This window comes from Collinsella sp. AM23-17 (assembly GCF_003470945.1).
Classification (GTDB): domain Bacteria; phylum Actinomycetota; class Coriobacteriia; order Coriobacteriales; family Coriobacteriaceae; genus Collinsella; species Collinsella aerofaciens_O.
The window spans coordinates 1-26,607 of sequence record NZ_QRHU01000014.1; the positions used below are offsets into that span (position 1 = coordinate 1).

Below are 26,607 nucleotides of genomic sequence, written 5' to 3' on the forward strand. Positions count from 1 at the left end.
CAAGGCGCCACACTGGTCTGCGGAGTGTTCTGAAAACTAAGCCCGGCCCCCGCCGGACAGGTCCACCGCTACTCGCAGAGCAGCTTAGCGATCTGGACGGCGTTGGTTGCCGCGCCCTTACGGATTTGGTCGCCGCAGCACCAGAAGGTGATGCCACGTGCGGCCTCGGGGTTCGAGATGTCGCGGCGTACGCGACCGACCCAAATCAGGTCCTGGTCGGAGGTGTCCATCGGCATGGGGAAGCGATCGTGCGCATCCTCGGCACTCATGTCGTCAACCAGCTTGACGCCGGGAGCGGCAGCCAGCGCAGCACGGGCCTCCTCGACCGTAATATCGCGCTCAAACTCGAGCGTAATGCTCTCGGAGTGCGAGCGCAGCACCGGCACGCGCACGCAGGTGCAATTCACGCGCAGCTCGGGCAGATGCATGATTTTGCGGCCCTCGTTCTGCAGTTTCATCTCCTCGGAGGTAAAGCCCTCCTCCTTGACGCCGCCAATCTGCGGAATCAGGTTGCTCGCGAGCTGGGCGGCAAATGCGCACGGCTCGGGAATCTCCTCGCCACGGCCCAGGGCGGCCAGCTGAGCCTCAAGCTCGGCCATGCCGGGAGCGCCGGCACCCGAAGCCGCCTGATACGTGGACACGATCATACGCTTCACGCCGGCAAGCTGGTGCAGCGGCCAGGTGGGAACCAGGCCGATGATAGTCGCGCAGTTGGGGTTAGCGATAAGGCCGTGATGCCACTTGATGTCGTCAGCATTGATCTCGGGTACGACCAGCGGCACCTCGGGATCCATGCGGAAGGCGTGGCTGTTGTCGACCACGACGGCGCCGCGCTTGACGGCCTCGGGCAGTAGCTCCTTCGCAATATCGTCGCCGGCGGCGCCGAGCACGATGTCGCAGCCCTCAAAGGCCTCGGGGCAAGCCTCCTCAATCACAACCTGCTCGCCGCGGAACTCGACGGTCTTGCCCGCAGAGCGCGCGCTCGCTAGCAGCTTGAGCTTGCCGACCGGAAACTCCTGCTCGTTGAGGCACTCGAGCATCTGGGTGCCCACGGCTCCCGTCGCGCCCAAAATAGCAACCGTGTACTGTTTCATGCTTCCCCCTTTAAAGGCTGTGGCTTTTGCCCGCACGCCGAGCAGGCCGATTATTGTTGCCAGTGTATACAAGAACAGGGCGGGCACGAAACCCGCCCCGTCGAAACGAAACCGAAACGAAACGCCCCGCCGTAGTTTTTGAGGCAAGTCCCAAAAATCTACTGGGATAGCAGCTACTTGTGGAGCGCGGCCGGGGCGGGATCGACCGGCGCAGGAGCCTCCAGATCGGAGACCTTCACAATGCCGTTTTCGTCGGAGAAGGCACGGTAAATGGTCTGGATCGCCAGGTCGAAGTCCTTCTCCTCGACACCGATAATGATGTTGATCTCGTCACAGCTCTGCGAAATCATGCGCACGCTCACGCCGGCCTGGCCGAGCATGCCAAACAGATGGCCCGAGATACCTGCACGACCGCGCAGGTTACGACCGACGGTCGCGATGAGCGCCAGGCCCTCGACAACCTCGATCTCGAGCGGCTCGACCTCCTGCTGGATGTCGCCCACAAGCGAGTACAGCGAATCGTGCACATCCTGCTCCTGCACCACGGCGCCAAAGCGGTCGACACCAGTGGGCATGTGCTCGACGGAAACGTCATAGCGTTCGAAGACCGAAAGCGCACGGCGCATAAAGCCGACACGGGGCTTGGTGCGGTCGCGGGCGACGTTGATGGCGACAAAACCGCGTTTGCCGGTCACGCCGGTAATGATAGGCTCCGCCTCACCCTCGTCAGCCGTCTCGCTAATGATGGTGCCGGGGTCCTGCGGCGCATTGGTGTTCTTGATGACCAGCGGAATGCCTGCCTCGCGCACGGGGAACACGGCCTCCTCGTGCAGGACGCTTGCACCCATGTACGAAAGCTCGCGCAGCTCCTCGTAGGTAACGCGCGCAATGGGCTGAGCCTCGGGAACAATACGCGGATCGGCAGAATAGAAGCCCGAAACGTCGGTCCAGTTCTCGTACAGGTCGGCGCCCAGGCACTTGGCCAGAATCGAGCCGGAAATATCGCCGCCGCCACGGTCGAGCAGCTTGATCTGCCCCTCACGCGTCGCGCCGTAGAAACCGGGCATAACAAAGCCGCCCTGCTGGCCGTACTCCTGCACCAGCTCGGCGGTGCGGTTCATGCTGAGCGTACCGTCATGATGGAACGCCACGACCGTCGCGGCATCCAGGAACGGCAGGCCCAGGTACTCGGCCATCAGGCGAGCGGTAAAGTACTCGCCGCGGCTTACGAGCTCCTCAGTAGAGTAGCCACCGGAGCGAGCACGCTCGGCAAAGGCCGCAAACTCTTCGCGGATGGGATAGGTGAGCCCCAGCTCGTCAGCGATATCAAAATAGCGCTGGCCGATGTCCTCGAGCAGCTCCTCGCACGACACGTGGTACTTGACGTGCGCGTTGACCAAGTAGAGCAGATCGGTCACCTTGGTGTCGCCCTTAAAACGGCGACCGCAGGCAGAAACCACCACAAAACGGCGGGCCGGATCGGCATCGACGATGGCCTTGATCTTCTTAAAGTGTTCGGCGTCGGCGACCGACGAGCCGCCAAACTTGGCAATCTTAATCATGGGCTGGAGGTTACCTTTCTAAAAAGCCTCTGCGAACCTATTTTGCGCGCTCTGATACCATGGTTTCACCGATTGGGACCAAGGCATCCGAGGAGCAGTGTTATATGGGAACTTATCATAGTACACGAGGACGCACTTTATCGTGCTCAAGTAAGGTGGCAATCCGTACCGGCATCGCTCCCGACGGGGGTTTGTTCGTCTCGGACGAGCTGGGCACCCAGCAGCTCGATATCAGCTCGCTTGCAGATAAATCGTACTTTGAAATCGCTCAAGATGTGTTGGGAATGTTACTGAATGATTACACGGCCGAAGAAATTTCTGCCTGTGTGAGTGAGGCATACCGCGACACATTTGCAAGCGAAGAGGTCACGCCGCTCGTCAAACTCGACGCCGCACCGGGCGTCGACGCCCCTCAGACCTATGTGATGGAGCTCTTTGGCGGCCCCACGAGCGCCTTTAAGGACGTCGCCCTGCAGATGCTCCCCCGCCTTATGGCCCGCACCTCCGCCAAGGACGGCGGCGCCGAGCGCATCATGATCGTCACCGCCACGTCAGGCGACACGGGCAAGGCCGCACTCGCCGGCTTTGCCGGCGCCCCGGGCACGGGCATTACCGTCTTTTATCCCGAGGGCAAGGTCAGCCGCGTGCAGAATCTGCAGATGTCCACGCAGGAGGGCGATAACGTCGCCGTCTGCGGCATCCGCGGCAACTTCGACGATGCCCAGAGTGCCATCAAGCGCATCTTTGCCGATAAGGAGCTTGCCGAGCGCCTGGAAGCCGCCGGCACTGTGCTTTCGAGCGCCAACTCCATCAACGTCGGCCGCCTGGTGCCGCAGGTCGTCTACTACTTTGCCGCCTATGCGCAACTGCTACGCGCCGGCGCTATCGAGGCTGGCGACGCCGTAGAGTTCTGCGTGCCCACCGGCAACTTTGGCGATATCTTGGCCGGCTACTACGCCAAGCGCATGGGTCTGCCCGTCGCCAAGCTCGTCGTGGCGAGCGACAAGAACAACGTGCTTGCCGACTTCCTGACCACCGGCGTTTACGACCGTAACCGCCCGTTCTTCACGACCATCTCGCCGTCGATGGACATCCTCATCAGCTCCAACCTGGAGCGCATGCTCTACTTCCTGTCCGACGGCGACTGCGAGCTCGTTGCCGGCCTTATGGATCAGCTTGCCCAGACCGGCCGCTACGAGGTGCCCGCCGAGCTGCTGGCCAAGATCCAGAGCGTGTTTGGCTGCGGCTGGGCCAGCGAGGACGAGGTCCGCGCTGCCATCAAGAGCTGCTGGGACGCCAACGGCTACGTGATCGACCCGCACACCGCTTGCGGCTATCACGTCTTTGAGCAGGTCGCTTCCGCCGAGGGCGCCAAGGCCCGCGTGCTGCTTTCGACCGCCAGCCCCTACAAGTTCCCGCGCGCCTGCTGCGACGCCCTGGGGCTCGACGTTCCCGAGGATGATTTTGAGGCTATGCGTGTGCTCGAGCAGGCCACCAACACGGTCGCCCCGACCCAGCTCGCCGAACTCGAATCCAAACCCGTCCGCTTCGAAGACGTCTGCGACGTCGATGAGATGGCAAGCTACGTCGAGTCTGCAGCAAAAAAGATGGCTACTAACTAAACCCCTTATTAAGCGCCGGCGAAAGCCGGCGCACCTTCTTTCATCAGATAACCCCCGGGATGATGACGAACGCGCACAGCGTGCCTGGCTGTTTAGTTCGTCGCGAGTTCCGCACGCAAAGGAAAGCACTTAATGTGCTTTCCGTCTTGCGCAGGACTGCCCGAGCAGCGAACTAAACAGCCAGGCACGCCAGGAGGACTCACATGATCAAAATCACCGTCCCAGCAACGAGCGCCAACCTAGGCATCGGCTACGATACCCTCGGCATGGCCGTCAGCCTCTACTCGCACTTCACCTTCGAGCGCGCCGACAAGCTCACCATCACCGGATGCCCCGAAGAGTTCCAAAACGAGAACAACCTGGTCTACGTGAGCTTTGTCGATGCTCTGGCCGCCTGGAGCGAGCCGGCCTTTCCCGTCGCTATCGACATTCAGACCGACGTGCCCGTCGCTCGCGGCCTGGGTTCCAGCTCCACCTGCGTCGTCGCCGGCATCATGGCGGCCGCCGCGCTGACAGGCCACACCGTCGACCGCGCCGAGCTCGTCCGCATCGCCACCGAGGTCGAGGGCCATCCCGATAACGTCGCCCCCGCTATCCTGGGCGGCGCCGTCTGCTCCTTTACGCCGACCGACTCGCTGCCCCAGTGCCTGCGCTACGAGGTGAGCGATCGCTTGCGTTTTATTACCGTGATTCCGCCCTACGAGGTGCATACGAGCGAGGCGCGCAAGGTCGTGCCGCAGGAGATTCCGCTCTCCACCGCCGTATGGCAAATGGGCCGCATCGCCGGCATGACGCGCGGTTTGGAGACTGGTGACCTAGACCTGATTGCCGCCGCTAATGACGACCGCATCCAGGAGCCCTATCGCCGCCGCCTCATCCCCGACTACAACGCCGTGCGCGACACCTGCCTTAACGGCGGCGCCAAGACCATCTGGATCAGTGGCTCCGGCTCGACCCTCATGGCCGTAACTGATGACACCATCGTGGCAAAGTTCCTGCAGGTCAAGCTGCGTGAGCAGTTCCCCAAGTGTGACACGCATATTCTGACGTGCGACACGGAAGGCGCCCAGATCGAATACCTGTAGCGCCCTGCTTCATTGCTCTCACCGGTCCCCTTGGGGCTTCCCCTGAAAACGTCCTCGATCATGAATTGCCCCGTCGTGCGCTTCGCGCGACGGGGCAATTCGATCTGCGGATTGTTTTCAGGGGAAGCCCCAAGGGGACCTGCGCGGCCTCGTCAGGATAATCGCATTCGCTGATTTAATCTTGTGCTCCTACGGAGCTACGGACGAGGGGCCTTCGCGCTGCGGAATGATTTTGAGGGGAACACCCCGACCATCCCTGCGTTTACCTTGCTGAGAATGTCTACAGGAACCCACGCTTTGAAGGGGCGCTGGGCAGATAGGGGCTTTTTAGGTTACATAATAAACTGTTTATCTATGCTACTATTTAACTAGGCATCGCAGTATGGAGGTGGTCAAAGTGTTACGCACACTCAAAGCTTCGTTTTTCCTCTCGATACTTTTGATATTACCGATATGTTTCTCGTTTAGCCCTTCGACTGCTTATGCTGCAGAAAGCGATGCTGTCGCAATTTCTGGCGCAACCCAAGATTTTGATTTAACGAAAGGTCCCGAGCAGTCTCATCAAATCAAGCTTAAGGATGGGACCGTTGCAGTAATAGGAATTAAAAAAACCAATGAGCCCAGCCTGATATGGGACAGTTACTACAACAATGCTTCTGGAACTTGGACTATCTATTACAACAGTCCTTTTATTTATCGCGAATTCAAGATCAAGATTGCGAACTCGCTCATTACCAGCGCTTGGGGACAAAACTATACGACTATCGGCTGTACGGTAACAAACGAGTCCTTTATATGGAACTCGAAACAGGCGACATATCGACTCAACTATGAATCGATGGGGATGGCGTCCGGTATCGCCGTGTTGCAAGCAACCATGGAAGGCAGCACGCTCCACACCTATGCAAACTAGACTCACATCAATTGAGGAAGTTCGATGACCCCTATTCCTGCACACTCAGACATTACAATCGCTCTCGTTTTGATTCTCATCGGAGTGGTTATTTGGCGTATCTGCAAATGGTTTAAAAACAAGAAATAGTTGATAAAACGTATACATCATTTATGCGATGCTTGGGGCCGTTAAGTCGGCCCCTATTTCTATAGCTTTTCAAGCAGCAGTCAGCCCATTTGGAAGTCGCAATGCCATTCATACGATTTCGGCCCTTTAAACCGCTTTCTATTGGTAGGGACTCTTGCTGGTAAGGAGCGCTTACTAGATACAAACCTTGGCAATATATTGGGTTAGGCTGCGCTGGTTTCTTTGTATTCGAAGACTGGCTCTAGGAGGTCTTCGATGTTGCAGTGTAGGGCTTTCGCCATATCCCTTACGGTTGTTACCGATGCTTCGTTGATGCTTCTCTGGCGTTGTTCGTACATTTGGATCGAGCGGAGCGATACGCCCGATTCGTATGCCAAGTCTTGCTGGGTTTTCTTGAGCCTCTTTCTTGCTAGCGCCAGTTTGGTTTGACGAGGTGTTTTCTTCGCCATATCGCAAACAAGACGCGCTACGCGTTCTTCCGAGGCTTCGTGCCAGGGGTAGTACAGGCTGCGCAGCACATCAAACGGAACGACATGCAACAGGTCTTCAAAAGAAACCCCTAGACGCCACTGCAGATACGCCAATATCCAGCCCGTCCAGTATTCCGGTGTCTTCTCAAATCGATAGGTCCGATCTGGCATCGACCCCGCCTGGTAGCCAGACCTTTCGGCAATAAGCGCGAATAGCTCAACGCCCGATTTTCCCGATACGACCCATGCGTTTCCACGTTCAAACTCACGAGCCACGCCGCTCAAACAAAAGAGTTCAGCGACTTCGGATCCTTCTGCTCCATAGTCGTTTACGGCGTAGTCAAAGCAGTCGCCAAGGTTGTTCATTGCGTCCTCGAGATAACAGACGGGATATGTCCTACTCGGCCCACAATCCATTAACTCTGGGATCATTTAATCAACCTTCCCCGCCATTAAATCCTTAATGTAGACACCCTCAGGGTCGAACCCGTTTATGGTGTCCAAGTACTTACGCCGCGCGTTCTGCTCTCGCTCAAAACGCCTGGGATAGTACTCGGAACCAATTGACATCACCTCAGTGATAGTTTACCAATAACTATCACTGAGGTGATATAGATAGGAGCTTTTGGTGAGCTAAAGCCTGATTAGAGGCAGGCCTCGGCGATGCGGCGCTTGAGTTCGTCGATGCCGGTGCCGGTCTGGGAGCTTGTGATGATCACGTTCTCGGCCGGGACGTTGAGCTGCTTCTTGATGGCCGCTGCCTGACGGGCCTGCTGGGTGCGGCTGAGCTTGTCGGCCTTGGTGAGGCAGACGATAAAGTTGAACTCGTTGCCCTGTAGGTAGTCAATCATGTCGTGGTCGAGCTTGCTGGGGTCGTGACGAATGTCCACCAGCGAGACGACCAAGTTAAAGCTGCGCTCGGAGTCGAAAAAGTCGCCGATAAGCTCGGCCCAGCGGTCGCGCTCGGCCTTGGAGCGACGGGCAAAACCGTAGCCCGGCAGGTCGACAAAGTGCACGTCATCGGCTTCGAAGAAGTTGATGTTGCTCGTCTTGCCCGGCGTACTCGAAACCTTGACCAGGTTCTTGCGGCCAAAGAGCTTGTTCATAATCGACGACTTGCCCACGTTGGAGCGGCCCACAAAGCTCACCTCGGGACAGGTGGACTCGGGAATCTGCGAAACCTTGCCATAGCTGGCGACGAACTTGGCAAGCTGATAGTTAATGGAATCGGCCATGGATACTCCTTGGTCGTAGGTTCTTACAATATGGATGCACGATTACGCAGCGGCAATGCGGCGGACGATATCGAGCGTAATGTCACTCGCCGTGCGGGCATACTCGTCCAGATCGAACTCGCGCTCGCAAAACGCGTCATACGCTTCATCACAATTATCGCTGATAGCACGCAGCACCAGACAATCGACACCGTTCTTGGCTGCAATATGCGCGATTGCCGCACCTTCCATCTCGACACAATCGGCATGCGTCGCCTCGATGGCGGCAGTGCGCATGGCATCACCCGTCACAAAGCGGTCGCCCGTAGCGATGGTGCCGTTCAGGAACTGTTTGGGGTCTTTCTCCGCAACTTCCGCATCCAACAATGCGTCCACAAACCCATGCTCGACAAGCACGGCGGTTGCAATATCAACCAGAGCCGGTGTCGAGGCAAATTCCTCAAGCTCCGGCGCCGACTCGGCGATGAGCGCCGTATCGGTATCCAGGTAGCGCAGACACCCGCCTATAACCACGTCGTTGATGTGGAGCTTGGGGTTCAGGCCGCCCGCAATGCCCGAGAACACAACGGCCTGCGGAGCATATTTGCTGATGAGATGCTGCGTTGCGGCAGCGGCATTAACGGTACCCATACCTGCCGTCGTTGCGACCACGGTCAAACCGTCAAGCTCACCGCTTACAACGGTCAAGCCCGCCTCTTGCGACATGTGAGCGCCGTTCAGTTCTTCTTTAATCTGCGCAACCTCTTTTTCGAGCGCACCGATGATTGCGATGGTAGGCACACCATCCCCCAAACCTGTGAAACTGCTTATCCACGGTATGGTACCAGCATTTTGGCTCATCCGCGCAATACGAAGCCGTTAGACCAGCGCGGCACGCGTATCGTAGAGGGCTCTGGCAATGGCGGCTACAACCTCACTCGAATGGTCACTCCATGGCATCGATGTCATGATGCTCATAACGTAAGTGTCGCCGTTGACATCGATGAGACCCGCATCGCACGTCGCGTTGCAACCTGCCTCGCTGATCCAACCAGCCTTGTTGAGCACCAGAACCTGCTCGTCCGCAATGCCGTCACGGATAAACGATCGGGTCGTGGAGGCCAGAAGGCCCGACAGCCATTGCGATGTTTCGGTATCGCAGCTCAAATACTCGCTCATCTCGTGCCACAGCTTGGCTGAGGTGCGCGGGCAATAGGTGGGAAAATCACTCATCGGATCGAGCGCGGTATCGCAATCGATGCCAAGACTGACAATCCAATTCTCGTAACCGACACGGTCAAACGCCGCGCGTAACGCAATAAACGAATCGTTGTCCGAATTAACGACCGCGGCCTCGATCAGGTCGCGCACCGTCTGCCAGCCCATGTTGTAGCCACCATAGGTGCCAAGAGAATCATCGAGTGAGACCTGGCCCGTCTCGACCAGCGACTCGCAGATGTAGAGTACATAGAGCGCCTTATAACTGCTCGCACCGTACACCTCGGCGTCCGCGTTATACGTCACGCCCTTGCCGCTCGACAGATCGTAAAACACCACGCCCACATCGCCCAATTCCTGGGCCTGATCAAGGGCATCTTGGAGCGCGGCGAGGCTCTCATCCTCCAGGGCGGGGATCTGGTCTTCAGCCAGTGAGAAGGTCTGCACGGTATCGCCTGAGGGAATATCGTTAAAGTCCGCCTTCGAAAGCCTCATCTTGAGGCTCGCTGTCGACAGGGTTTGACTTGCGGTGGCTTTAGATTCAGAGACCTTTTTGTTTTGCATCTGTACCGTTGACGCATCTGGGTGCGCCATTCGCTCCGACGCGTAGGTTTTGGCGGTAATTCCGAGGATAATAACCGCCAACGTTAGCATCCCAATGGCGGCAATCTTCACCCCGCGGATGCGAGCGTCTGCAAGGCCACGCGAAGACGTGCCCTTCGTCTCATATCTGCTGCCATGTTGCGGCACATACTCGTCCCGCGATGCGCCCTTTCGCACGTGGTCTCCTGACTGCTACCATTCATATACGAGCAGCATAATACCGAGCAGGCATTTCTTACCGAAGACATTCAATCGCGTTTAAGGTGTCTCTAAACAAAATACAGGCGTATCTATGCAAAAACACCGATTCTGTTGCGCATCTCCGCCCAAAACGCAGTTGCGGTGAAATAGTTCCTGTTTGGGCGGTATTAGCCGATAAACAGGAACTATTCCACCGCAACTTGACGGGGCTCTTTAGCAATCAACTAGGTGCCCGGGGGCACTCATTTAAGTCTGTCCCCAATGAGTGCTGCTAGCCGATGGCGTTTTTGAGTTCCGCACGGCGCTTTTTCATGCCCGTCATGACTGCGTTGCGCAGCTCGGGCATGCGCGCGGTATCCATCTGAGGCACGCCCTCAAGCTTATAGGGAATCCCCAGCTGCTCATACTTGACGATGCCCATCGTGTGATACGGCAGCATCTCCAGGCCGACCACGTTATGCCACGGGGCGATCAGACGACCGAGCGCCTCGCACTCCTCCACCGTGTCGGTAATGCCCGGCACCACCACGTGACGGATAACGACCTTGATCTTGCGACGCGCGAGCTCATCACCAAACGCCAGAATGCGTGCGGGATCGCAACCGGTCAGCTTCTTATGCTCGACGGGATCGGCGTGCTTAATGTCGAGCAGCACCATATCGGTCTCGTTGAGCACAGCATCGAACTTCTCGGGGTGGTTGGGGTCAAACGCATATCCGCAGCTGTCAAGGCAGGTATGCACGCGACCATCGGGGTTGTTGTGCATGGCGCGGAATAGGTCGGCCAAAAACTCGGGCTGCAGGAGCGGCTCACCGCCGGACACTGTAATACCACCGCTGCGGTAAAACTCATGGTTGCTCTGGAACTCGTCCATCAGGTGCTCGACGGTCACCATGGTGCCGCCGTTAACCGACCAGGTATCGGGGTTGTGGCAATACGCACAGCGCATGGGGCAGCCCTGAACAAACACCACAAAGCGGATGCCGGGTCCATCGACCGTTCCCATCGTCTCAATCGAATGCACGCGGCCCAGGGCAAACGCGGAGTCCTCAGGACGAGCGTCCACACCCTCGAGCGTCATCTCAGCCATTCCCGCTACCTTGCCTCTCATTGGTTTTAGCTACATAAATGCCAGAGTCATTCTAGCCTATATGCTTGATGGCGAAACGGTTTAGCGGTCAATTGGATTGTCCTATTTGGCCCCATGCAAAAGCGGCAGGAAGGTTGTCGCAACCCGCCCGCCGCCGAGGCAATAGAAATCGATAGACGCCAGGCGTTACGCCTTGAGCGTGAGCACCGCGCCAAAGGCGGTCGGGCCGCAATGGCTCGAGATGACGCCGCCGACCTGAGTCCAGGTAACGTCCTTAAAGCCCAGGTCGTGCGCATAGACTTCCATGTCGTCGCGCAGCTCCTCGGAAAGGCCTACCGAATACGCCAGGCCAATGTGCGAGTAGTCAATCTCGCCCTTCGCAACCATGTGGTCGATAAAGGCGCGGGCGCACTTGAGCATAGAGCCGCGGAACTTCTTGGTTGCCACGAACTTACCGCCCGTTACCTCAATGCAGGGCTTAATCTTGAGCAGGTGGGCGCCAAGGAATGCCACGTTGGACAGACGACCGCCCGCCTTAAGAAAGGCCAGATCGGTGGGAACAAAGCCCAGCAGCACGCGGTCCATGACGGAGTTCGTAAATGCAAAGATCTCGTCGACGGTGGCATCGGGGTGAGCCTCGATATATTTGGCGGTCTCGACGGCAACGAGCGACTGGCCCACCGAGACAAAACGCGTATCCATGGAGAATACGTAGTCGCGGCCCTTAGCCGCAATCTTGGAGGACTGATGTGAGCAGGTCGTGGCCTCGGAATACGCGAGATGCAGAATAGTCGCGTCGGGCTGCTCGGCATGGATACGGTCATACACGTGAGCAAAATCCGCAGGCGCGCAGCCACTCGTCTTAGGCATAACACCGAGCTCGTTGCAGCGCGAGTAAATCTCGAGCGGATCGATTGAACCATCTTCAACGGTCTCGTCACCAACTGTGACGTGCATGGGCACGCGCACGATGCCGTAGCGCTCGCAGAGCTCCGGCGTCACATCCGACCCAGACTCAACCACGATTACGTACTTGCCCATTATTATCACGACCCATCTCGACATTGGCTTTTCAATACATGGCACGCGCCGCCGCACTGTTGCACAACGGCGGCAGAGCGCCAAAGAGACGCCGCCCCTTGCACACAACAAAGGACAGCGTCTCCCTGGAAAACTCCGTGCTTATTTAGGATTCTACACGGTTTGCAACAATGTGTTACTTACTCCGCAAACGGTAGCTATACACGATAAACGGTAGTTCGCTGCGGCAACTGCGACACATTCCGCCCGGCAAGTCCAATCGTGCTCCACGCACGGTTAATGCGCGAGGCGGTAGAAATCCATCGACGCCGCACCCTCGGCATGCAACCCCATCGCCGAAACCGCCGGCGAATAGGTACGGCTCGTAAGTGCTGCCTCGCCGCCGTTGGCAAAAATCTCGACCATCGTAGTGTCCGAAAGCACGCGCAGGTCGCGAAGCTCGCTGAGCTCAATCGACCTCCGGTCTCGCCCATAGCCTTCATTACCCATATCGAGGGTAAGCATCCCCTCCGCATAACGCACAAAGACACCCTTGCGGATTTCGAGCTCGACCATCTTGGCGCCCTCACAGGAAACCACAAGATCAAACAGGCGGCCCGGCTCCTCGACTGTCTCTCCGCCTACAGCACGAACGCAGCCGCCGCGCATCCTCTCAATCTCGTGCGCCGGCTGCTGGCAGAGCTTACCATCGCGCATGCTCAGCTCTCGCGGCACCGTCAACGCGCACTGCCACCCGCGCGCCACCGTCGGGTTTTCCGCCGTCGCATCGGGGCAACCCGACCATCCGATCATCAATCGCCGGCCTGCAGCATCCTCAAAGGACTGCGGAGCATAGAAATCAAAACCGGCATCGACCATCGGGGGCATGCCCTGCCCGACGATTTTAAAGCTCGGCGCCTCCCAATCGGCCTCGATGGGAAACCACACGCACTGATGCGGATTGCGGTAACGCCAACCATCGGCAGGCACACCCTGCGGACAGCAAACGAGAATAAGCTCGCCATCGAGCTCAAACAGATCGGGGCACTCCCACATAAAGCCAAACTTCTCGCCCAACTCAATGCGCGTCGCATAGCTCCAGTCCTCAAGATTGCGCGAGGTATAGACAAGCACGCAGCCACGGTCGTCTTTCGTACGAGCGCCCAGAACCATGTAGTAGATACCATCGTGCTCAAGGATCTTGGGGTCGCGCACGTGCGTACCGATATCGTCGGGGTAATCGACCGGTCCAACAGCTATGCGCTTCTCGCCCAATTCGTCGGGGTTCTCCGCAACCATATGAATCTGGTTTTGCTCACGACCCGTCAACACGTAGTCGTAATCATCGCGATCAAAATGCTTGACGTTGCCGGTATAGAAGTAGTGAATCTTGCCATCACGTACAAAGGCAGAACCAGAATACGCTCCGTTCGAATCCAAATCGGAATCGGGGAACAGCGCGGGGCCGCGATTCTCGTACGTCACAAAATCCTTTGTCGTCAGATGGTTCCAAAGCACTGGACCGCCATGCGCAGCATCGAACGGATCGTATTGATGATAGATGTGATACGTATCACCAATCTGAACCAAACCGTTGGGGTCGTTGAGCCAGCCAAGCTCAGGCTCCACATGGAACAGGAGCCTATCGGGGTCGGACGCGATGCGACCCGCCGTCTCATCCTGTCCGGCACGCCACTGCTCATAGTCCGCGCGTGTCACCTTATTTTTTTGATTAAACATCGCCGTTGACTTTCTCGTCTATGGGGAAGGACGCTCGACTCACACGAGTCGAACGCCCTTCCTCAAATGGACTTATCCTCAGATTACACTGAACGGCTCAACTAGAAGCTAACGTCGAAGCCAGCGCCAGCGCCCTCTTCATCGGTGGTCGGCACGCCCTTTGCCTTGTTGTAGGCAAAGATCAAGACGATTGGCACGATAAAGGCGATGAGATTGCCAGCCACATACCACACGAGGGTCTCGGGCGTGACGATGAGCAGGCCAAGCACGCCGGTCAGACCCTGACCGATAGCGCGCACCTCAAAGAGCTTGACGAAGGCACCGCCGCAGCCTGCACCGATGCATGCGCAGATGAACGGAATGATCGAATAGCGCATGTTTGCAGCAAAGATAGCGGGCTCGGAGATTCCGACCAGCGTCGGGATAAAGGACGACATGCAGATGTTGCGCTCTTTGGAGTGCTTCTTGTGAATGAGGTACATACCGATGGCGCCGCCGCCCTGGGCGATGATGGAAACCGACCAGATGGCCTGGATGTAGTTGAAGCCAGTCGTGGCAACAAGGTTTGCCTCGATACCCTGGATGAACTGATGCGTACCGGTAACGACGAGCGGCTGCAGGAACGCGGCGAAGACAAAGGCACCAAAGACGCCCATCCTGTTGTACAGGATATCGATTACGCCGGCGAGGACGTCACCGATCAGGTTACCGAGCGGGCCGAACACGGTGAACAGGGCGACGTTAGCAAGAATCAGGGTAACGGTCGGGACAAAGACGAACGAAACGACCTCGGGGATGTACTTCTGGGCAATCTTTTCGACCTTGGCCATAAACCAGGCGGTCAGAATTGCAGGGAACACGCCGCCCTGGAAAGCAACCATGGGAATGGAGAGCGGACCAAAGTTCCAGTACTCAGCACCCGTCGGGTCCATAACGAACGTGTTGCGGTTCATAAGGCTCGGGTGAACCATGACGATACCGACGAGGATGCCCAGGATCGGGTTACCGCCAAAACGCTTGACTGCGCTGTACATAACCAGGACAGGCAGGTAGTCGAACGTGGTGGCGATAATGGCAAAGAAGCTTGCGAGGTTCTTGAGGAACTCGCTGTGATCGGCGAGGCCGCCCTCCATGCCAAAGAGGCCGTTGGCAACGATCAGCGACTTAAGGCCGATGATGATTGCAGCGCCGACGAAGGCGGGAATGATGGGGATAAAGATGTCCGAGAATACCTTGAGGACCGAGAAGAACTTGCCCTTCTTGTCCGCCTCGGCGCCCTTGACCTCGGAAGCGCTGATCTCCTTAACGCCCGTCAGAGCCATAAACTCATCGTAAACCTTGTTGACGGTACCGGTGCCGAAGATGATCATGAGCTGGCCGCTGTTGTACAGCACGCCCTTGACGCCATCGATGTTCTCGAGCTCGGCCTTGTTGTATTTGCTCGTATCCTTGAGCACCAGACGCAGACGGGTCACGCAATGCGTGGCGCCCTCGATGTTCTCCAGTCCGCCGACGTTGTCGACGACTTGCTGGGACACTGCCTTGTAGTCCATGTTCCTCTCCATTCCTTTTCTAAATCATAAAACGGTTCGTTGCCGCTACAGAGACGCGATCGTTGCGTTTGCGCACTTGAGCGCACCGTCGGTGACGGTAAGCGCCACACCCTGGCCCTGCTTGTTGCAGAAGCGAGCGTTGAGCGCAACGTCATCGACAAAGATGGTCGCGATGTCGTCGTCGACGACCAGACGCACATGGTGAGTGCCCTCGCCCTTAAAGAACAACGGACGCTCGAGGCCCATGTTGTTGACCTGGAACCACGGGTACTGGGGAGCCGGCGTGAACTCGAGCTTGCCCTCGCGCAGGTTGGCGCGGAACTCATAGGCAAGACCGGTCTCGGCGTCCTCGGCGAACTTGACCGAGAAGCCGGCAGCGTTACCGCCGAGCTCAATGTCGGCATCGAGCAAGTAGGTGGAGCCGGCATCTGCGGCGAGCACCTGCTCGACCTTGCCCGACTCGCAGGAAAGCTCAAAGGTCTCGACTGCCTTAGCCTCGCCAAAGGCGCCAAGCATGCTGTCGGGGAGCTTGGTGCCGAGCGTTCCGTCGGCACGCTGAACGATCTCGAGGGGCATAAAGGTGCCACCCCATAGGTAAGAGCTGGGGTCGCCGCCCTCGTCACGCGTAGGAACCCAACCAAAGAGAACGCGACGCTCGCCATCGAATGCGGTGCGAGCGGCGTAGTACGCGCGGCCGTCGAAGGAGTCGTCAGCGGGGGTAATCCAAGGACCGTTGATGGACTTGGACATGCGGTAACGGGTCTTGTTGCCGTCGCTGTACTCGGAAAAGACGAGGTACCACCAGTCGCCCATCTTAAAGAGATCAGGCATCTCAAACATGGTGTACAGGCCCGGGTTCCACCAGTCGCCCTGGAACTCCCAGTTGGTCAGATCCTTGGAGGTGAACTTGACCAGGCGGCCGGTCATCAGACGCTTGTCCTCGCCCACACGCGTGCCGAGGATGAGCATGTACTCTTCGTTCTCCTCATCCCAAAGCACAAAGGGATCGCGCCAGTTGCGGTCATCGTAACCCTCCTGGGGCGGAAGCAGCGTCTCGGCGATGTTCTTCTCCCACTTGACGGCGTCGTCGCTCGTTGCGTGAAGAAGAACCTGCTTCATCAAACGTGCGCGGACCTTATCGCGATTGCAACCAGTGTAGAGCGCATGGTACTTGTCGCCCACCTTAAACACCGTGCCGGCATAAATGTACTGGTCGACTTCCTCGTCGCCGCCGCGCTCAAGGCTCTCGCCAAAGTCCTTGTAGTTGACGAAATCCTTGGTCGTAGCGAGTGCCCAGCCAAACGGCTCTCCGAAAGGTTCGGGGTTACGCGTGTCACGCTGATGATAGAGATAGAACGTGCCGTCCTCGCCGTACGGCATGATGTCGCCTACCCAAATTCCCTCAGGCTGGTAATACACCTTGTGCATCCGAGACTTCCTTTCCACGACATACTAACTCGGTACAATGGCAAGATATGTCAATCGTTTTCATATGTCAAACGTTTTCATACCAATACGTCTTTTCGCAGTTCCAGTCGTCGGTAAACGGTTGACATATGCCGGCGAACGGTCATCAGAGGCGTTTGAGGAATTCTTTTGGCACGGGATGAACTACGCGGTTTTGCCCTCAATGAGTTCAACGGGGAGCTTGATATTCGATTCGGGATTATCGCCGTTAATAAGAGCGATGATGGATTGCGCCGCGAGCTCTCCGATGCGATCGATATCTTGACGTACGGTTGTTAAGTCAGGCATAAACGTCATAGTTCGGCGGGCACCATCCGCGCCCACGACCTTAATATCGTCTGGAGCGCTCAAGCCGCGCTGCTTCATCACATTGAGACAGATGGCCGCCATCGTATCGTCTCCCGCAAAGATGCCGTCAATATCGGGGTTCTCATCGAGGATCTTCGCAACGACCGCGCCCTTTTCGTCGTCGGGCTTAACGAACTCAACCTCACGGACAAGCGCGGACAAACCGGCCTGCTCAACAACATCGAGGTAGGCATCGGTACGCTTATTGGCAGGCATGCGCATGCGGCTATTGCTGCGCAGGCACAGGATACGCCTGCAGCCGTCATCAATCAGACGGCGCGTGGCGAGCTCGCCAATGCCATAGCTGTCACTTGCAATCTGGACAGAGCCCTCGCCAAGATCGCAGTCGATGCCAACCAGGCTCAAGCCCATCTCGGCATATGCCTCGGCACCGATATTGAGGGAGTTGACGATGACGCCGTCGACCATATTGCGGCGGAGCATGTCAATATAGGAACGCTCAAGATCGGGTCGATTGGCGCTGTTGCACAGCAACATCTTAAAGCCGTTTTCCGCTAACGTGCGCTCGACCGCCTGCACAACCTGAGCATGGAACGGGCTGCTCACAAAGGGAACGATCATACCGATAAGATTCAGGCGACCGTTGAGCATGGCACGGGCGATATCGTTGGGCGTATAGTTGATGCGCTCCATCGCCGCATGGACTTTATCGCGGGTTTCCTGGCTAATGTAGCCGCGGTTATTAAGCACGCGAGATACCGTAGTAGGCGAAACCCCCGCCACCGCTGCAACTTCCTTGATGCCAGGCTTAGCCGTATCCTTAGAACGGGCACTCTCGTGAGCCATAGCACCCTCCCCCATCAACATGTCATACGTTTACATACGAACAAAGCATACCCCAACAACAGCGGGAAGACGGTAACAGCACAAGTAAGTAAACGACTCATCCAAATAATTAGGAGAGTTCCGCCTAAAGGGTGACTACACAGGACCCCCGCCGGGGCTGTTTGGGCTACCTCCCAAAACATCCCGCAGGACGCAAAGAGGCTCGCCGCACGAAGTGCGCAGCGAGCCTCTTTGCATGTCCGAGGACGTTTTGGGAGGTAGCCCAAACAGCCCCGGCGATCCTGCGGGAGTTGAGCCCCTTTAGAACTTGTTGTGGAAGGTACGCGAAATGACCTCGTCCTGCTGCTCCTTGGTGAGCGTGTGGAAGTTCACGGCATAGCCGGAAACGCGGATGGTCAGCTGCGGGTACTTCTCGGGGTGAGCCTGAGCATCGAGCAGCGTCTCACGGTTGAAGACGTTGATGTTCAGGTGGTGGCCACCCTTCTCGGCGTAAGCGTCGAGCATATGGACCAGGTTATCAGCCTGAGTCTCGGAAACTTCAGAAACCTTCATAATGTGTCTCCTTCGATTGATAGGCGCCGGCCGAACCGGCGCGCTAATCAGTAATCGTTATTGTTAGTATAGCACTAACAATAGTTACTCGCCCAGCTGATCAAGGTCGATATCGCCAAAGAACACCTGGTCCTCCTTGCCGAGCGCACCCGGGATGATGGAGAAGGTGTTGGAGATGCCGTCCTGAGCATCGCGGAACGGGAGCTTGGAAACCGAAGACAGCGAAGCGATGGCGCCGTGGCTATCGCGCTTGTGCATGGGGTTAGCACCCGGGGCGAAGGGCTGGCCAGCCTTGCGGCCATCAGGCGTAGAACCGGTCTTCTTGCCGTACACGACGTTGGAGGTGATGGTCAGAACCGAGGTCGTGGGCACGGAGTTGCGGTAGGTGTCGTTCATGCGGATGTACTCCATGAACTGGTGCACAACGTCGTGAGCGATCTGGTCGACGCGGTCGTCGTCGTTACCGTACTTGGGGAACTCGCCCTCGGTCTCGAAGTCGACAATGATGCCGTTCTCGTCGCGGACGGGGTGGACCTTGGCGTACTTGATGGCGGACAGGGAGTCAGCCACGACGGAAAGGCCAGCAATGCCCGTAGCGAACCAGCGGTGCACGTGCTTGTCGTGCAGAGCCATCTGGATGCGCTCGTAGCAATACTTGTCGTGCATGTAGTGGATGATGTTCAGCGAGTTGACGTACACGCCAGCGAGCCACTTCATCATGTCGTTGTACTTGGCCACAACGTCGTCGTAATCGAGCGTATCGCCCTCGACGGCGCGATACTTGGGGCCGACCTGCTTCTTGGAGACCTCGTCAACACCGCCGTTGAGTGCGTACAGCAGGCACTTGGCCAGGTTGGCGCGGGCGCCGAAGAACTGCATCTCCTTGCCGATGCGCATGGAGGACACGCAGCAGGCAATGCCGTAGTCGTCGCCGTGGTAGACGCGCATGAGGTCGTCGTTCTCGTACTGAATCGAGGAGCTGGCGACAGAAGTCTTGGCGCAGAACTTCTTGAAGTTCTCGGGCAGACGGGTCGACCACAGAACGGTCATGTTGGGCTCGGGGCTGGTGCCCATGTTCTCGAGCGTGTGCAGGTAGCGGTAGCTCATCTTGGTAACGAGCGTACGGCCGTCGACACCCATGCCGCCGATGGACTCGGTGACCCACTGCGGATCGCCGGTAAACAGGGCCTGGTACTCGGGGGTACGGGCAAACTTGACCATGCGGAGCTTCATGATGAAGTGATCCACGAACTCCTGGATCTGCTCCTCGGTGAAGGTACCGTTGGCAAGGTCGCGCTCAGCGTAGATGTCGATGAACGTGGAGGTACGGCCGATGGACATAGCGGCGCCGTTCTGCTCCTTGACGGAAGCGAGGTAGGCGAAGTACATCCACTGGATGGCCTCCTGCGTGTTGGTAGCAGGGTTGGAAATGTCGAAACCATAGGTCTCGGCCATCATCTTGAGCTCGCCGAGGGCGCGGATCTGCTCCTGCAGCTCCTCACGATCGCGGATGTTGTCGGCGGTCATGACCGTCGGGGTGGAAGCCTTCTGGGCCTCCTTGTCCTTGATCAGGTAGTCGACACCGTACAGGGCGACACGACGGTAGTCGCCGATGATGCGGCCGCGGCCATAGCCATCGGGCAGACCGGTGATGATGTGGGCCGAGCGGCAGGCGCGCATCTCGGGGGTGTAGACATCGAAGACGCCGGCGTTGTGGGTCTTGCGCTCGAAGGTGTAGCGCTCGACAACGTTCTCGTCGATCTTGTAGCCGTGCTGGCTGGCAGCCTGGCAAGCGATGCGGATACCGCCGTTGACGTGCAGCGCGCGCTTGAGCGGCTTGTCGGTCTGGAGGCCGACGATGGTCTCCTTGTCGCGATGGGCGTTATCGATGTAGCCAGCGGGGTGGCTCACGATACCCGTGACGGTCTTGGTGTCCATATCGAGGACGCCGCCCTGCTCGCGCTCCTTGAGCAGCAGGTCGAGAACCTCGCCCCACAGCTCCTTGGTACGCTCGGTCGGGCCGGCGAGGAACGACTCGTCGCCCTCGTAGGGGGTGTAGTTCTTCTGGATGAAGTCTCGGACGTCAACCTCTCCCGTCCAGATGCCTTCCTTGAAGCCTTCCCATGCCTCCTGCATTGTGTAACCACGCTCCTAGTTACGTGTAATGCGGCGCTCTCTCACACCGCTGCTTATTGAATTCTTGAATGTTCGGCTTGCACTACCGGCTTCTTCCGTTCTTCACCACACGTTGGTGCAGGGAAAACGTTTGTCCACCTTGGAACTACAACCCAAAACCCAAGATTTCACCCGTTTGAGAAGGATAACATAGCGACCCTCTCCATCTGGGCTGTTATATGTTTCTTTTTTTATATCATAAAGGCGTTTTTTACAAACCCGCAGGAAATGCGAGCGCGAACAACTACCGTTCACCGATTTGTTTGGTATATTTCCTTGCCTTTGTACGACGTTCACTCTAGCTGTTATGCCAGTTTTAGCAGGGTAAAGTGCCTCTGAGTAGGCTTTGGGACATGCCTAACGATCTACCCCTAACTTTGCTGGTACCGACGGTGCACGGAGGTCGCCTAAAGGTAGTTTTCTAGACATGTCCCAAAAATTCTACCGTATAGGGTGCGCGTGCAAGGGTATCATCTTTCACCGAAAATAGTTTCTAGTGTTAGGGGTTTTCGGTGGAAGATACCGATTTCCATGAGCTTGGGCGCCAGCTCTTAACTGAGTTTGGCAGCATGCATCAGCGCATTTCGCGCTTTGCGGACAAAGCTCTCGGCGGCGAGATGGCTGTCATGCGCGCTCTCATGCTCGCTGGCGGTTCGCTCACGCCGAGCGAACTCGCTGATCGCGCCTGGGTCTCGAGCGCCCGCATCGCCAACATCCTGCGCGCCCTCGAAACCAAGGGCTGGGTCGAGCGCGAGCACTCAAAGACCGACCGTCGTCGCGTACACGTCACGGTGACCGACAAAGGCCGACAAGATCTCGAAATCAAACGTCGGGAATTCGAGAAACGCACCGCGGCCTTCCTCGAGCAGCTCGGCGAAACAGATACCCAAGAGATGGTGCGCCTCCTAAGGCGTGCCAACGAAATTATCGATCGCAATCAAGAAAGGAGAGATGCCGAGTGAGGATTCTCAAGCTCTTTAAAAAGCATATCCTGGCGCTACTCACGGCTATCGTGCTTATCGTAATCAGCTGCAATGCCGACCTAGCGCTACCTACGTATATGAGTGACATCGTCGATGTGGGCGTGCAGCAAGGCGGCATCGCCTCGCCCGTACCCGACACCATTCGCGCCGAATCGCTCGATGACCTCAAGCTCTTTATGAGCGCCAAGGACGCCAAGGCAGTGGAGGCCGTGTTTAGCAAGGCTGACAAAAACGGCATTCGAACGTACAAGGGCACCGAGGAAGAGCGTGCCGATGGAGGCAAGATTGCCGACATTATGAGCCTGCCCGAGACTGTCGTTCTTTCGCTCAACCAGGGCATTGACGCCAACTCCATGGGCGACATGATGGGCTCGTCCAGCGAGAAAGACAGTAACGCTGCCCAGGCCATGCCCACCCCCGAGCAAATGGCAGCGATGACGCCCAAGCAGCTCGCCGAGATGCAGCAGAAGGCCGCAGCGGCGCAGAACATGCAAAAGCAGATTGATGCCGACGGCGGTAAGATCACCATGAAGAGCCTGCGCCTGGGTGTCGAGGGCGGTCTGGTAGACCAAAGCAAGCTCGTCGAGGGCGCCAACCAAATGGCGGACAAAATGGGCTCCATGTCGGGCTCCATCGTAACCCAGCGCGCCGTGAGCTATGTACAGGACGAGTACAAGGCGCAGGGCATCGACCCCGCTGACGTGCAGAACGCCTACCTGAGCCGCATGGCGACCACGATGTTTGGTCTGTGCCTCGTGTCGCTCGTCGCCACCATCCTGACCGGTGCCGTGGCCTCGCGCACCGCCTGTTCCATCGCCCGCGACCTGCGCCGCGAGACCTTCAACAAGGTTATGCACTTCTCGCCGGCCGAGGTGGGCAAGTTTAGCCAGGCCTCGCTCATCACCCGCTGCACCAACGACATTCAGCAGATCCAGATGGCCGCAACCCTGTTCATCCGCATGTGCCTGATGGCCCCCGTCATGGGCATCGTCGCTGTCATGCGTGTCCTGGCCAACCACACCGGCTTGGAGTGGACCATCGCCGTGGCCATCATCGCGGTCTCGGCCGTCGTCGGCGTGCTTATGGGCCTCACCATGCCCAAGTTCAAAAAGATGCAGAGCTTTGTGGACCGTGTGAACCTTACCGCCCGCGAGCTGCTCGACGGCCTTATGCCTATCCGTTCGTTCAACCGCGAGGAGCATGAGCTCGAGCGTTTTGACAAGGCGTCGCTCGACCTGATGACCACGCAGCTCTACACCAACCGCGCCATGAGCTTTATGATGCCGCTCATGATGCTCGTCATGAACTGCATCACCGTGCTTATCGTCTGGTTTGGCGCCCAGGGCGTGTCCGACGGCGTGATGCAGGTCGGCAACATGATGGCGTTTATCTCCTATACCATGCAGATCGTCATGGCGTTTATGATCCTCACCATGGTTTCGGTCATCCTGCCCCGCGCCGAGGTCGCAGCCGAGCGCGTGGAAGAGGTCATCACCTGCCCCACGAGCATCAACGACCCTGCCTCGCCCAAACTGCCCGCAGCCAGCGCGCCGCGCGGTGAGCTCACCTTCCGCGACGTGAGCTTCCAGTATCCCGATGCCCGCGCCGACGTCATTAGCGGCGTAAACTTCACCACGCACGCCGGCCAGATGCTCGGCATCATTGGCTCCACGGGTTCGGGCAAGTCCACGCTCGTGCAGCTGATTCCGCGCCTGTACGACGTGACGGGCGGCAGCATTTCGCTCGACGGCGTCGACGTGCGCGATATGACCCTCTCCGAGCTTCGCCGCCGCATCGGTTACATCCCGCAGCAGGGGCGCCTGTTCTCGGGCACCATCGAGAGCAACCTCAAGTTTGCCGGCGACATGGTAAGTGACGAGGATATGCGCCAGGCAGCACGCGTCGCCCAGGCGGAAGACTTTATCGCCGAGCGCGAGGGCGGCTACGACTCCCCCATCAGCCAGGGCGGCTCCAATGTCTCGGGCGGTCAGCGCCAACGCCTGGCCATCGCCCGCGCGTTGGCCAAAAAGCCCGAGGTCGTGGTGTTCGATGACTCGTTTAGCGCCCTCGACTACAAGACCGACGCGCGCCTGCGCGAAGAGCTTGCCAAAAACGTTACCGACGCCGCGCTCGTGGTCGTGGCCCAGCGCATCGCGACCATCATGCACGCCGACCAGATCATCGTGCTCGACGACGGCCACGTGGTGGGCACCGGTACGCACGAGGAGCTGCTGCACAGCTGCCCAGCGTACCTGGAGATCGCACAGTCGCAGCTTTCCGCCGAGGAGCTGGGGCTCACCCAAGAAGAAATTGAAGCCGTCATGGAAGGAGGCGAGCACTAATGGCAGACAAGACCAAGACTCAGATTCCCAAGCCCACCCGCCGGCGCGGTCCCATGGGCCGCATGGGTGGCATGGGCCGCGGCGAAAAGGCCAAGGACTTTAAGGGCACCATGAGGCAGCTACTCGGCTATATCGGTCAGCACAAGATTGCCGTGTTTGCCGCCGTCGCCTTTGCCGTGTGCTCGGTCATCTTTAACATTGTGGGACCCAAGGTGCTCGGCCAGGTTACGACCAAACTGTTCGAAGGCCTGGTCTCCAAGGTCAACGGCACCGGCGATGTCGACTTTGCCTGGATCGCCAAGACGCTCGGCTTTTTGCTCTGTCTGTATCTGGCGAGCTCTGCCTGCAGCCTGATCCAAGGCTGGCTCATGACCGGCGTCACGCAAAAGATCTGCTATCGCATGCGCAAGGAGATCGCCGCCAAGATCGCCGTCGTTCCGATGAGTTACTTCAACGGCCACAGCAAGGGCGACGTGCTCAGCCGCATCACCAACGACGTCGATACGCTGGGTCAGTCGCTCAACCAGAGCGTGACGCAGCTCATCACGTCGGTGACGCAGATTATCGGCGTGCTCGTCATGATGCTTTCGATCAGTCTGCCGCTCACCGGCGTCACCGTGCTCACACTGCCGGCCGCCGCGATTATCCTGACCGTGATGATTCACTTCTCGCAGCCGTACTTCCGCGAGCAACAGCAGGTCCTGGGCACCGTCAACGGCATTATCGAGGAGGACTTTGCCGGCCAGAACGTCATTCAGGTGTTCGACCGCGCCGAGGCCTCGATCGAGGAGTTCGACCGTCAAAACGACCGCCTCTTTATTAGCGGATGGCGCTCGCAGTTCCTGTCGGGCCTGATGATGCCGCTTATGAGCCTGGTGGGCAACATGGGCTACGTGGGCGTCGTCGTGGTGGGCGCGCAGCTCGCGCTGACCGGCAATGCCACGCCTGGCGATATTCAGAGCTTTATCCAGTACGTTCGCAACTTTACGCAGCCCGTGCAGCAGCTGGGCAACGTGAGCAACACGATGCAGTCGATGGCCGCCGCCACCGAGCGTGTCTTTGAGTTCTTGGCCGCGCCCGAGGAGGAGCAGAAGGCCGACGCGCAGATCCCCGAGAAGCGCCCCGGCCACGTGGAGTTTGACCATGTCAAGTTTGGCTACACGCCGGACAAGACCATCATCCACGACTTTAGCTGCGAGGCGCAGCCCGGCCAGACCATCGCCATCGTCGGTCCCACCGGCGCCGGCAAGACCACGCTCATCAAGCTGCTGCAGCGCTTCTACGATGTGGACGGCGGTTCGCTGCGCGTTGAGGGTGTCGACGTGCGCGACTGGGACCGCGCGGCACTGCGCGGCGAGTTTGCCATGGTGCTGCAGGATACCTGGCTGTTTAACGGCACCATCCGCGAGAACATCCGCTACGGACGCCCCGATGCGAGCGATGCCGAAGTCGAGGCCGCTGCACGCGCCGCGCGCTGCGACCACTTTATCCATACGCTCGCCGGCGGCTACGACTTTATGATCAACGAGGAAGGCACTAACCTGTCGCAGGGCCAACGCCAGCTCGTGACTATTGCCCGCGCCATTTTGGCCGACCGCCCGGCGCTGATTCTGGACGAGGCGACCTCTAACGTGGACACCCGAACCGAGGAGCTCATCCAACGCGCCATGGATGCGCTGATGCAGGGCCGCACGAGCTTTGTCATCGCGCATCGCCTGTCCACGATCCGCAACGCCGACGTAATCTTGGTGATTCGCGACGGCGACATCGTCGAGAAGGGCACACACGACGAGCTGCTCGCCCAGGGCGGCTTCTACGCCGACCTGTACAACTCGCAGTTCGACGAAGCGGCGTAAAACCGGCGGCAAACAACCGCAATACCCAAAAACGGGGGCGCAGAATGAACTGCGCCCCCGTTTTGTTTCCTTTGGGCCTCGAACTGCCTCCCCTGGGACCTGATTGACAGCCCACTCCAAGCCCCGTGGGCAAAAAATGGCAAATATGAGTACTGTCACCTTTTTAGTAACAGCCAAAACAGCACCAAATGCTGCTCACACGGCTTGCACGCGCTCCTAAATTACTCAAATAGCTCTATAGCGGGCTTATATGTGTTAGGTTAATGAACATATTTTCTGTTATGTCTATTATCTTTTGCCGGCAATATGGCACTACAATAGCAACAGTACTCATATTTGCCATTTTTTGCCCACAGGGTGTTTCCCGGGGAACCGACAACAGCCATAGGGCCCCGCGTAGCGCCACTCCCTCCCGGCATCCGCCGGCGTTTCCCCAGATAAAACCTACCAAAATAAACCTGTCCCTATTTGGTAGGTTTCGGGGCGGCGAGGGGTTGCACTTTAGCGTGCGACAGCGGATAATGCCGAGCATTCGACAATGTTCTCGATGCCATCAATTGATT

The 26,607-nt window shown here is 58.1% G+C and carries 18 protein-coding genes and 1 pseudogene; 6 read left to right on the plus strand and 13 right to left on the minus strand.

The window, feature by feature from the left end:
- Positions 1-68: 68 nt before the first annotated feature.
- Together DW645_RS06375 and DW645_RS06380 are read right to left on the minus strand one after the other, a co-directional pair.
- Complete coding sequence (locus DW645_RS06375) at positions 69-1,094, minus strand: aspartate-semialdehyde dehydrogenase (RefSeq protein ID WP_117638260.1); 1,026 nt, start codon at positions 1,092-1,094, stop codon at positions 69-71.
- A 173-nt stretch (positions 1,095-1,267) separates the two neighbouring features.
- Positions 1,268-2,656: an aspartate kinase gene (locus DW645_RS06380; protein ID WP_118226911.1), complete on the minus strand. Its 1,389-nt coding sequence runs from the start codon at positions 2,654-2,656 to the stop codon at positions 1,268-1,270.
- A gap of 104 nt (positions 2,657-2,760) precedes the next feature.
- On the opposite strand from DW645_RS06380, the gene thrC reads away from it, so the two are divergent.
- From thrC to DW645_RS06395, 3 genes are all read left to right on the plus strand, one after another.
- Complete coding sequence (gene thrC, locus DW645_RS06385; RefSeq protein WP_118226913.1) at positions 2,761-4,278, plus strand: threonine synthase; 1,518 nt, start codon at positions 2,761-2,763, stop codon at positions 4,276-4,278.
- Positions 4,279-4,481: 203 nt separating this feature from the next.
- The gene (thrB, locus tag DW645_RS06390; RefSeq protein WP_117775929.1) at positions 4,482-5,363 is read left to right on the plus strand and encodes a homoserine kinase; all 882 of its coding nucleotides are present in this window, start codon (positions 4,482-4,484) and stop codon (positions 5,361-5,363) included.
- 382 nt (positions 5,364-5,745) lie between these two features.
- The gene (locus DW645_RS06395; RefSeq protein WP_117775930.1) at positions 5,746-6,276 is read left to right on the plus strand and encodes a DUF5626 family protein; all 531 of its coding nucleotides are present in this window, start codon (positions 5,746-5,748) and stop codon (positions 6,274-6,276) included.
- A gap of 332 nt (positions 6,277-6,608) precedes the next feature.
- On the opposite strand, the gene DW645_RS06400 is transcribed toward DW645_RS06395, so the two are convergent.
- From DW645_RS06400 to grcA3, 11 genes and pseudogenes are all read right to left on the minus strand, one after another.
- Positions 6,609-7,241 (minus strand): helix-turn-helix transcriptional regulator, encoded by a 633-nt coding sequence (locus tag DW645_RS06400; protein ID WP_117775949.1) that lies wholly within the window; start codon positions 7,239-7,241, stop codon positions 6,609-6,611.
- A gap of 278 nt (positions 7,242-7,519) precedes the next feature.
- Positions 7,520-8,110 carry a ribosome biogenesis GTP-binding protein YihA/YsxC gene (gene yihA / locus DW645_RS06405; protein ID WP_055252447.1) on the minus strand — a complete coding sequence of 197 codons (591 nt, stop codon included), beginning with the start codon at positions 8,108-8,110 and terminating at the stop codon, positions 7,520-7,522.
- Positions 8,111-8,152: 42 nt separating this feature from the next.
- On the minus strand, positions 8,153-8,890 hold the full coding sequence (gene mtnN, locus DW645_RS06410; RefSeq protein ID WP_233540472.1) for a 5'-methylthioadenosine/S-adenosylhomocysteine nucleosidase: 738 nt from the start codon (positions 8,888-8,890) through the stop codon (positions 8,153-8,155).
- A 78-nt stretch (positions 8,891-8,968) separates the two neighbouring features.
- Positions 8,969-9,802, minus strand: coding sequence for a serine hydrolase (locus DW645_RS06415; RefSeq protein WP_158564499.1), 834 nt, complete (start codon positions 9,800-9,802; stop codon positions 8,969-8,971).
- Between the two features lie 580 nt (positions 9,803-10,382).
- Positions 10,383-11,201: a pyruvate formate-lyase-activating protein gene (gene pflA / locus DW645_RS06420; RefSeq protein WP_117654955.1), complete on the minus strand. Its 819-nt coding sequence runs from the start codon at positions 11,199-11,201 to the stop codon at positions 10,383-10,385.
- Positions 11,202-11,387: 186 nt separating this feature from the next.
- Positions 11,388-12,242 carry a DegV family protein gene (locus DW645_RS06425; RefSeq protein WP_233502578.1) on the minus strand — a complete coding sequence of 285 codons (855 nt, stop codon included), beginning with the start codon at positions 12,240-12,242 and terminating at the stop codon, positions 11,388-11,390.
- Between the two features lie 276 nt (positions 12,243-12,518).
- Entirely contained in the window at positions 12,519-13,961 is a 1,443-nt protein-coding gene (locus DW645_RS06430) for a glycoside hydrolase family 32 protein (RefSeq protein WP_117775933.1), read from the minus strand.
- A gap of 101 nt (positions 13,962-14,062) precedes the next feature.
- Positions 14,063-15,514: a PTS transporter subunit EIIC gene (locus DW645_RS06435; RefSeq protein ID WP_118226917.1), complete on the minus strand. Its 1,452-nt coding sequence runs from the start codon at positions 15,512-15,514 to the stop codon at positions 14,063-14,065.
- A gap of 45 nt (positions 15,515-15,559) precedes the next feature.
- A complete protein-coding gene (locus tag DW645_RS06440) occupies positions 15,560-16,942 on the minus strand; it encodes a family 43 glycosylhydrolase (protein ID WP_035137642.1) in 1,383 nt (460 codons plus the stop codon).
- Positions 16,943-17,125: 183 nt separating this feature from the next.
- On the minus strand, positions 17,126-18,136 hold the full coding sequence (locus DW645_RS06445; RefSeq protein ID WP_052044096.1) for a LacI family DNA-binding transcriptional regulator: 1,011 nt from the start codon (positions 18,134-18,136) through the stop codon (positions 17,126-17,128).
- A gap of 300 nt (positions 18,137-18,436) precedes the next feature.
- Positions 18,437-20,824 (minus strand): annotated as a pseudogene (grcA3, locus tag DW645_RS06455) (autonomous glycyl radical cofactor GrcA3).
- A 551-nt stretch (positions 20,825-21,375) separates the two neighbouring features.
- Between grcA3 and DW645_RS06460 the strand changes: the two are divergent.
- The 3 genes from DW645_RS06460 to DW645_RS06470 are packed head-to-tail and all read left to right on the plus strand — an operon-like array spanning position 21,376 to position 26,044.
- A complete protein-coding gene (locus DW645_RS06460) occupies positions 21,376-21,825 on the plus strand; it encodes a MarR family winged helix-turn-helix transcriptional regulator (RefSeq protein WP_117736111.1) in 450 nt (149 codons plus the stop codon).
- The gene (locus DW645_RS06465) at positions 21,822-24,188 is read left to right on the plus strand and encodes an ABC transporter ATP-binding protein (protein ID WP_118226919.1); all 2,367 of its coding nucleotides are present in this window, start codon (positions 21,822-21,824) and stop codon (positions 24,186-24,188) included. The genes DW645_RS06460 and DW645_RS06465 overlap by 4 nt, the downstream gene beginning before the upstream one ends.
- The gene (locus DW645_RS06470; RefSeq protein WP_118226921.1) at positions 24,188-26,044 is read left to right on the plus strand and encodes an ABC transporter ATP-binding protein; all 1,857 of its coding nucleotides are present in this window, start codon (positions 24,188-24,190) and stop codon (positions 26,042-26,044) included. The genes DW645_RS06465 and DW645_RS06470 overlap by 1 nt, the downstream gene beginning before the upstream one ends.
- Positions 26,045-26,607: the final 563 nt, after the last annotated feature.

What these genes read in the sequence shown, in the direction of transcription:
- DW645_RS06375 (WP_117638260.1), bottom strand. Translation starts at nt 1,094, where the DNA reads ATGAAACAGTACACGGTTGCTATTTTGGGCGCGACGGGAGCCGTGGGC.
- DW645_RS06380 (WP_118226911.1), bottom strand. Translation starts at nt 2,656, where the DNA reads ATGATTAAGATTGCCAAGTTTGGCGGCTCGTCGGTCGCCGACGCCGAA.
- thrC (WP_118226913.1), top strand. Translation starts at nt 2,761, where the DNA reads ATGGGAACTTATCATAGTACACGAGGACGCACTTTATCGTGCTCAAGT.
- thrB (WP_117775929.1), top strand. Translation starts at nt 4,482, where the DNA reads ATGATCAAAATCACCGTCCCAGCAACGAGCGCCAACCTAGGCATCGGC.
- DW645_RS06395 (WP_117775930.1), top strand. Translation starts at nt 5,746, where the DNA reads ATGGAGGTGGTCAAAGTGTTACGCACACTCAAAGCTTCGTTTTTCCTC.
- DW645_RS06400 (WP_117775949.1), bottom strand. Translation starts at nt 7,241, where the DNA reads ATGAACAACCTTGGCGACTGCTTTGACTACGCCGTAAACGACTATGGA.
- yihA (WP_055252447.1), bottom strand. Translation starts at nt 8,110, where the DNA reads ATGGCCGATTCCATTAACTATCAGCTTGCCAAGTTCGTCGCCAGCTAT.
- DW645_RS06415 (WP_158564499.1), bottom strand. Translation starts at nt 9,802, where the DNA reads ATGAGGCTTTCGAAGGCGGACTTTAACGATATTCCCTCAGGCGATACC.
- pflA (WP_117654955.1), bottom strand. Translation starts at nt 11,201, where the DNA reads ATGGCTGAGATGACGCTCGAGGGTGTGGACGCTCGTCCTGAGGACTCC.
- DW645_RS06425 (WP_233502578.1), bottom strand. Translation starts at nt 12,242, where the DNA reads ATGGGCAAGTACGTAATCGTGGTTGAGTCTGGGTCGGATGTGACGCCG.
- DW645_RS06430 (WP_117775933.1), bottom strand. Translation starts at nt 13,961, where the DNA reads ATGTTTAATCAAAAAAATAAGGTGACACGCGCGGACTATGAGCAGTGG.
- DW645_RS06435 (WP_118226917.1), bottom strand. Translation starts at nt 15,514, where the DNA reads ATGGACTACAAGGCAGTGTCCCAGCAAGTCGTCGACAACGTCGGCGGA.
- DW645_RS06440 (WP_035137642.1), bottom strand. Translation starts at nt 16,942, where the DNA reads ATGCACAAGGTGTATTACCAGCCTGAGGGAATTTGGGTAGGCGACATC.
- DW645_RS06445 (WP_052044096.1), bottom strand. Translation starts at nt 18,136, where the DNA reads ATGGCTCACGAGAGTGCCCGTTCTAAGGATACGGCTAAGCCTGGCATC.
- DW645_RS06470 (WP_118226921.1), top strand. Translation starts at nt 24,188, where the DNA reads ATGGCAGACAAGACCAAGACTCAGATTCCCAAGCCCACCCGCCGGCGC.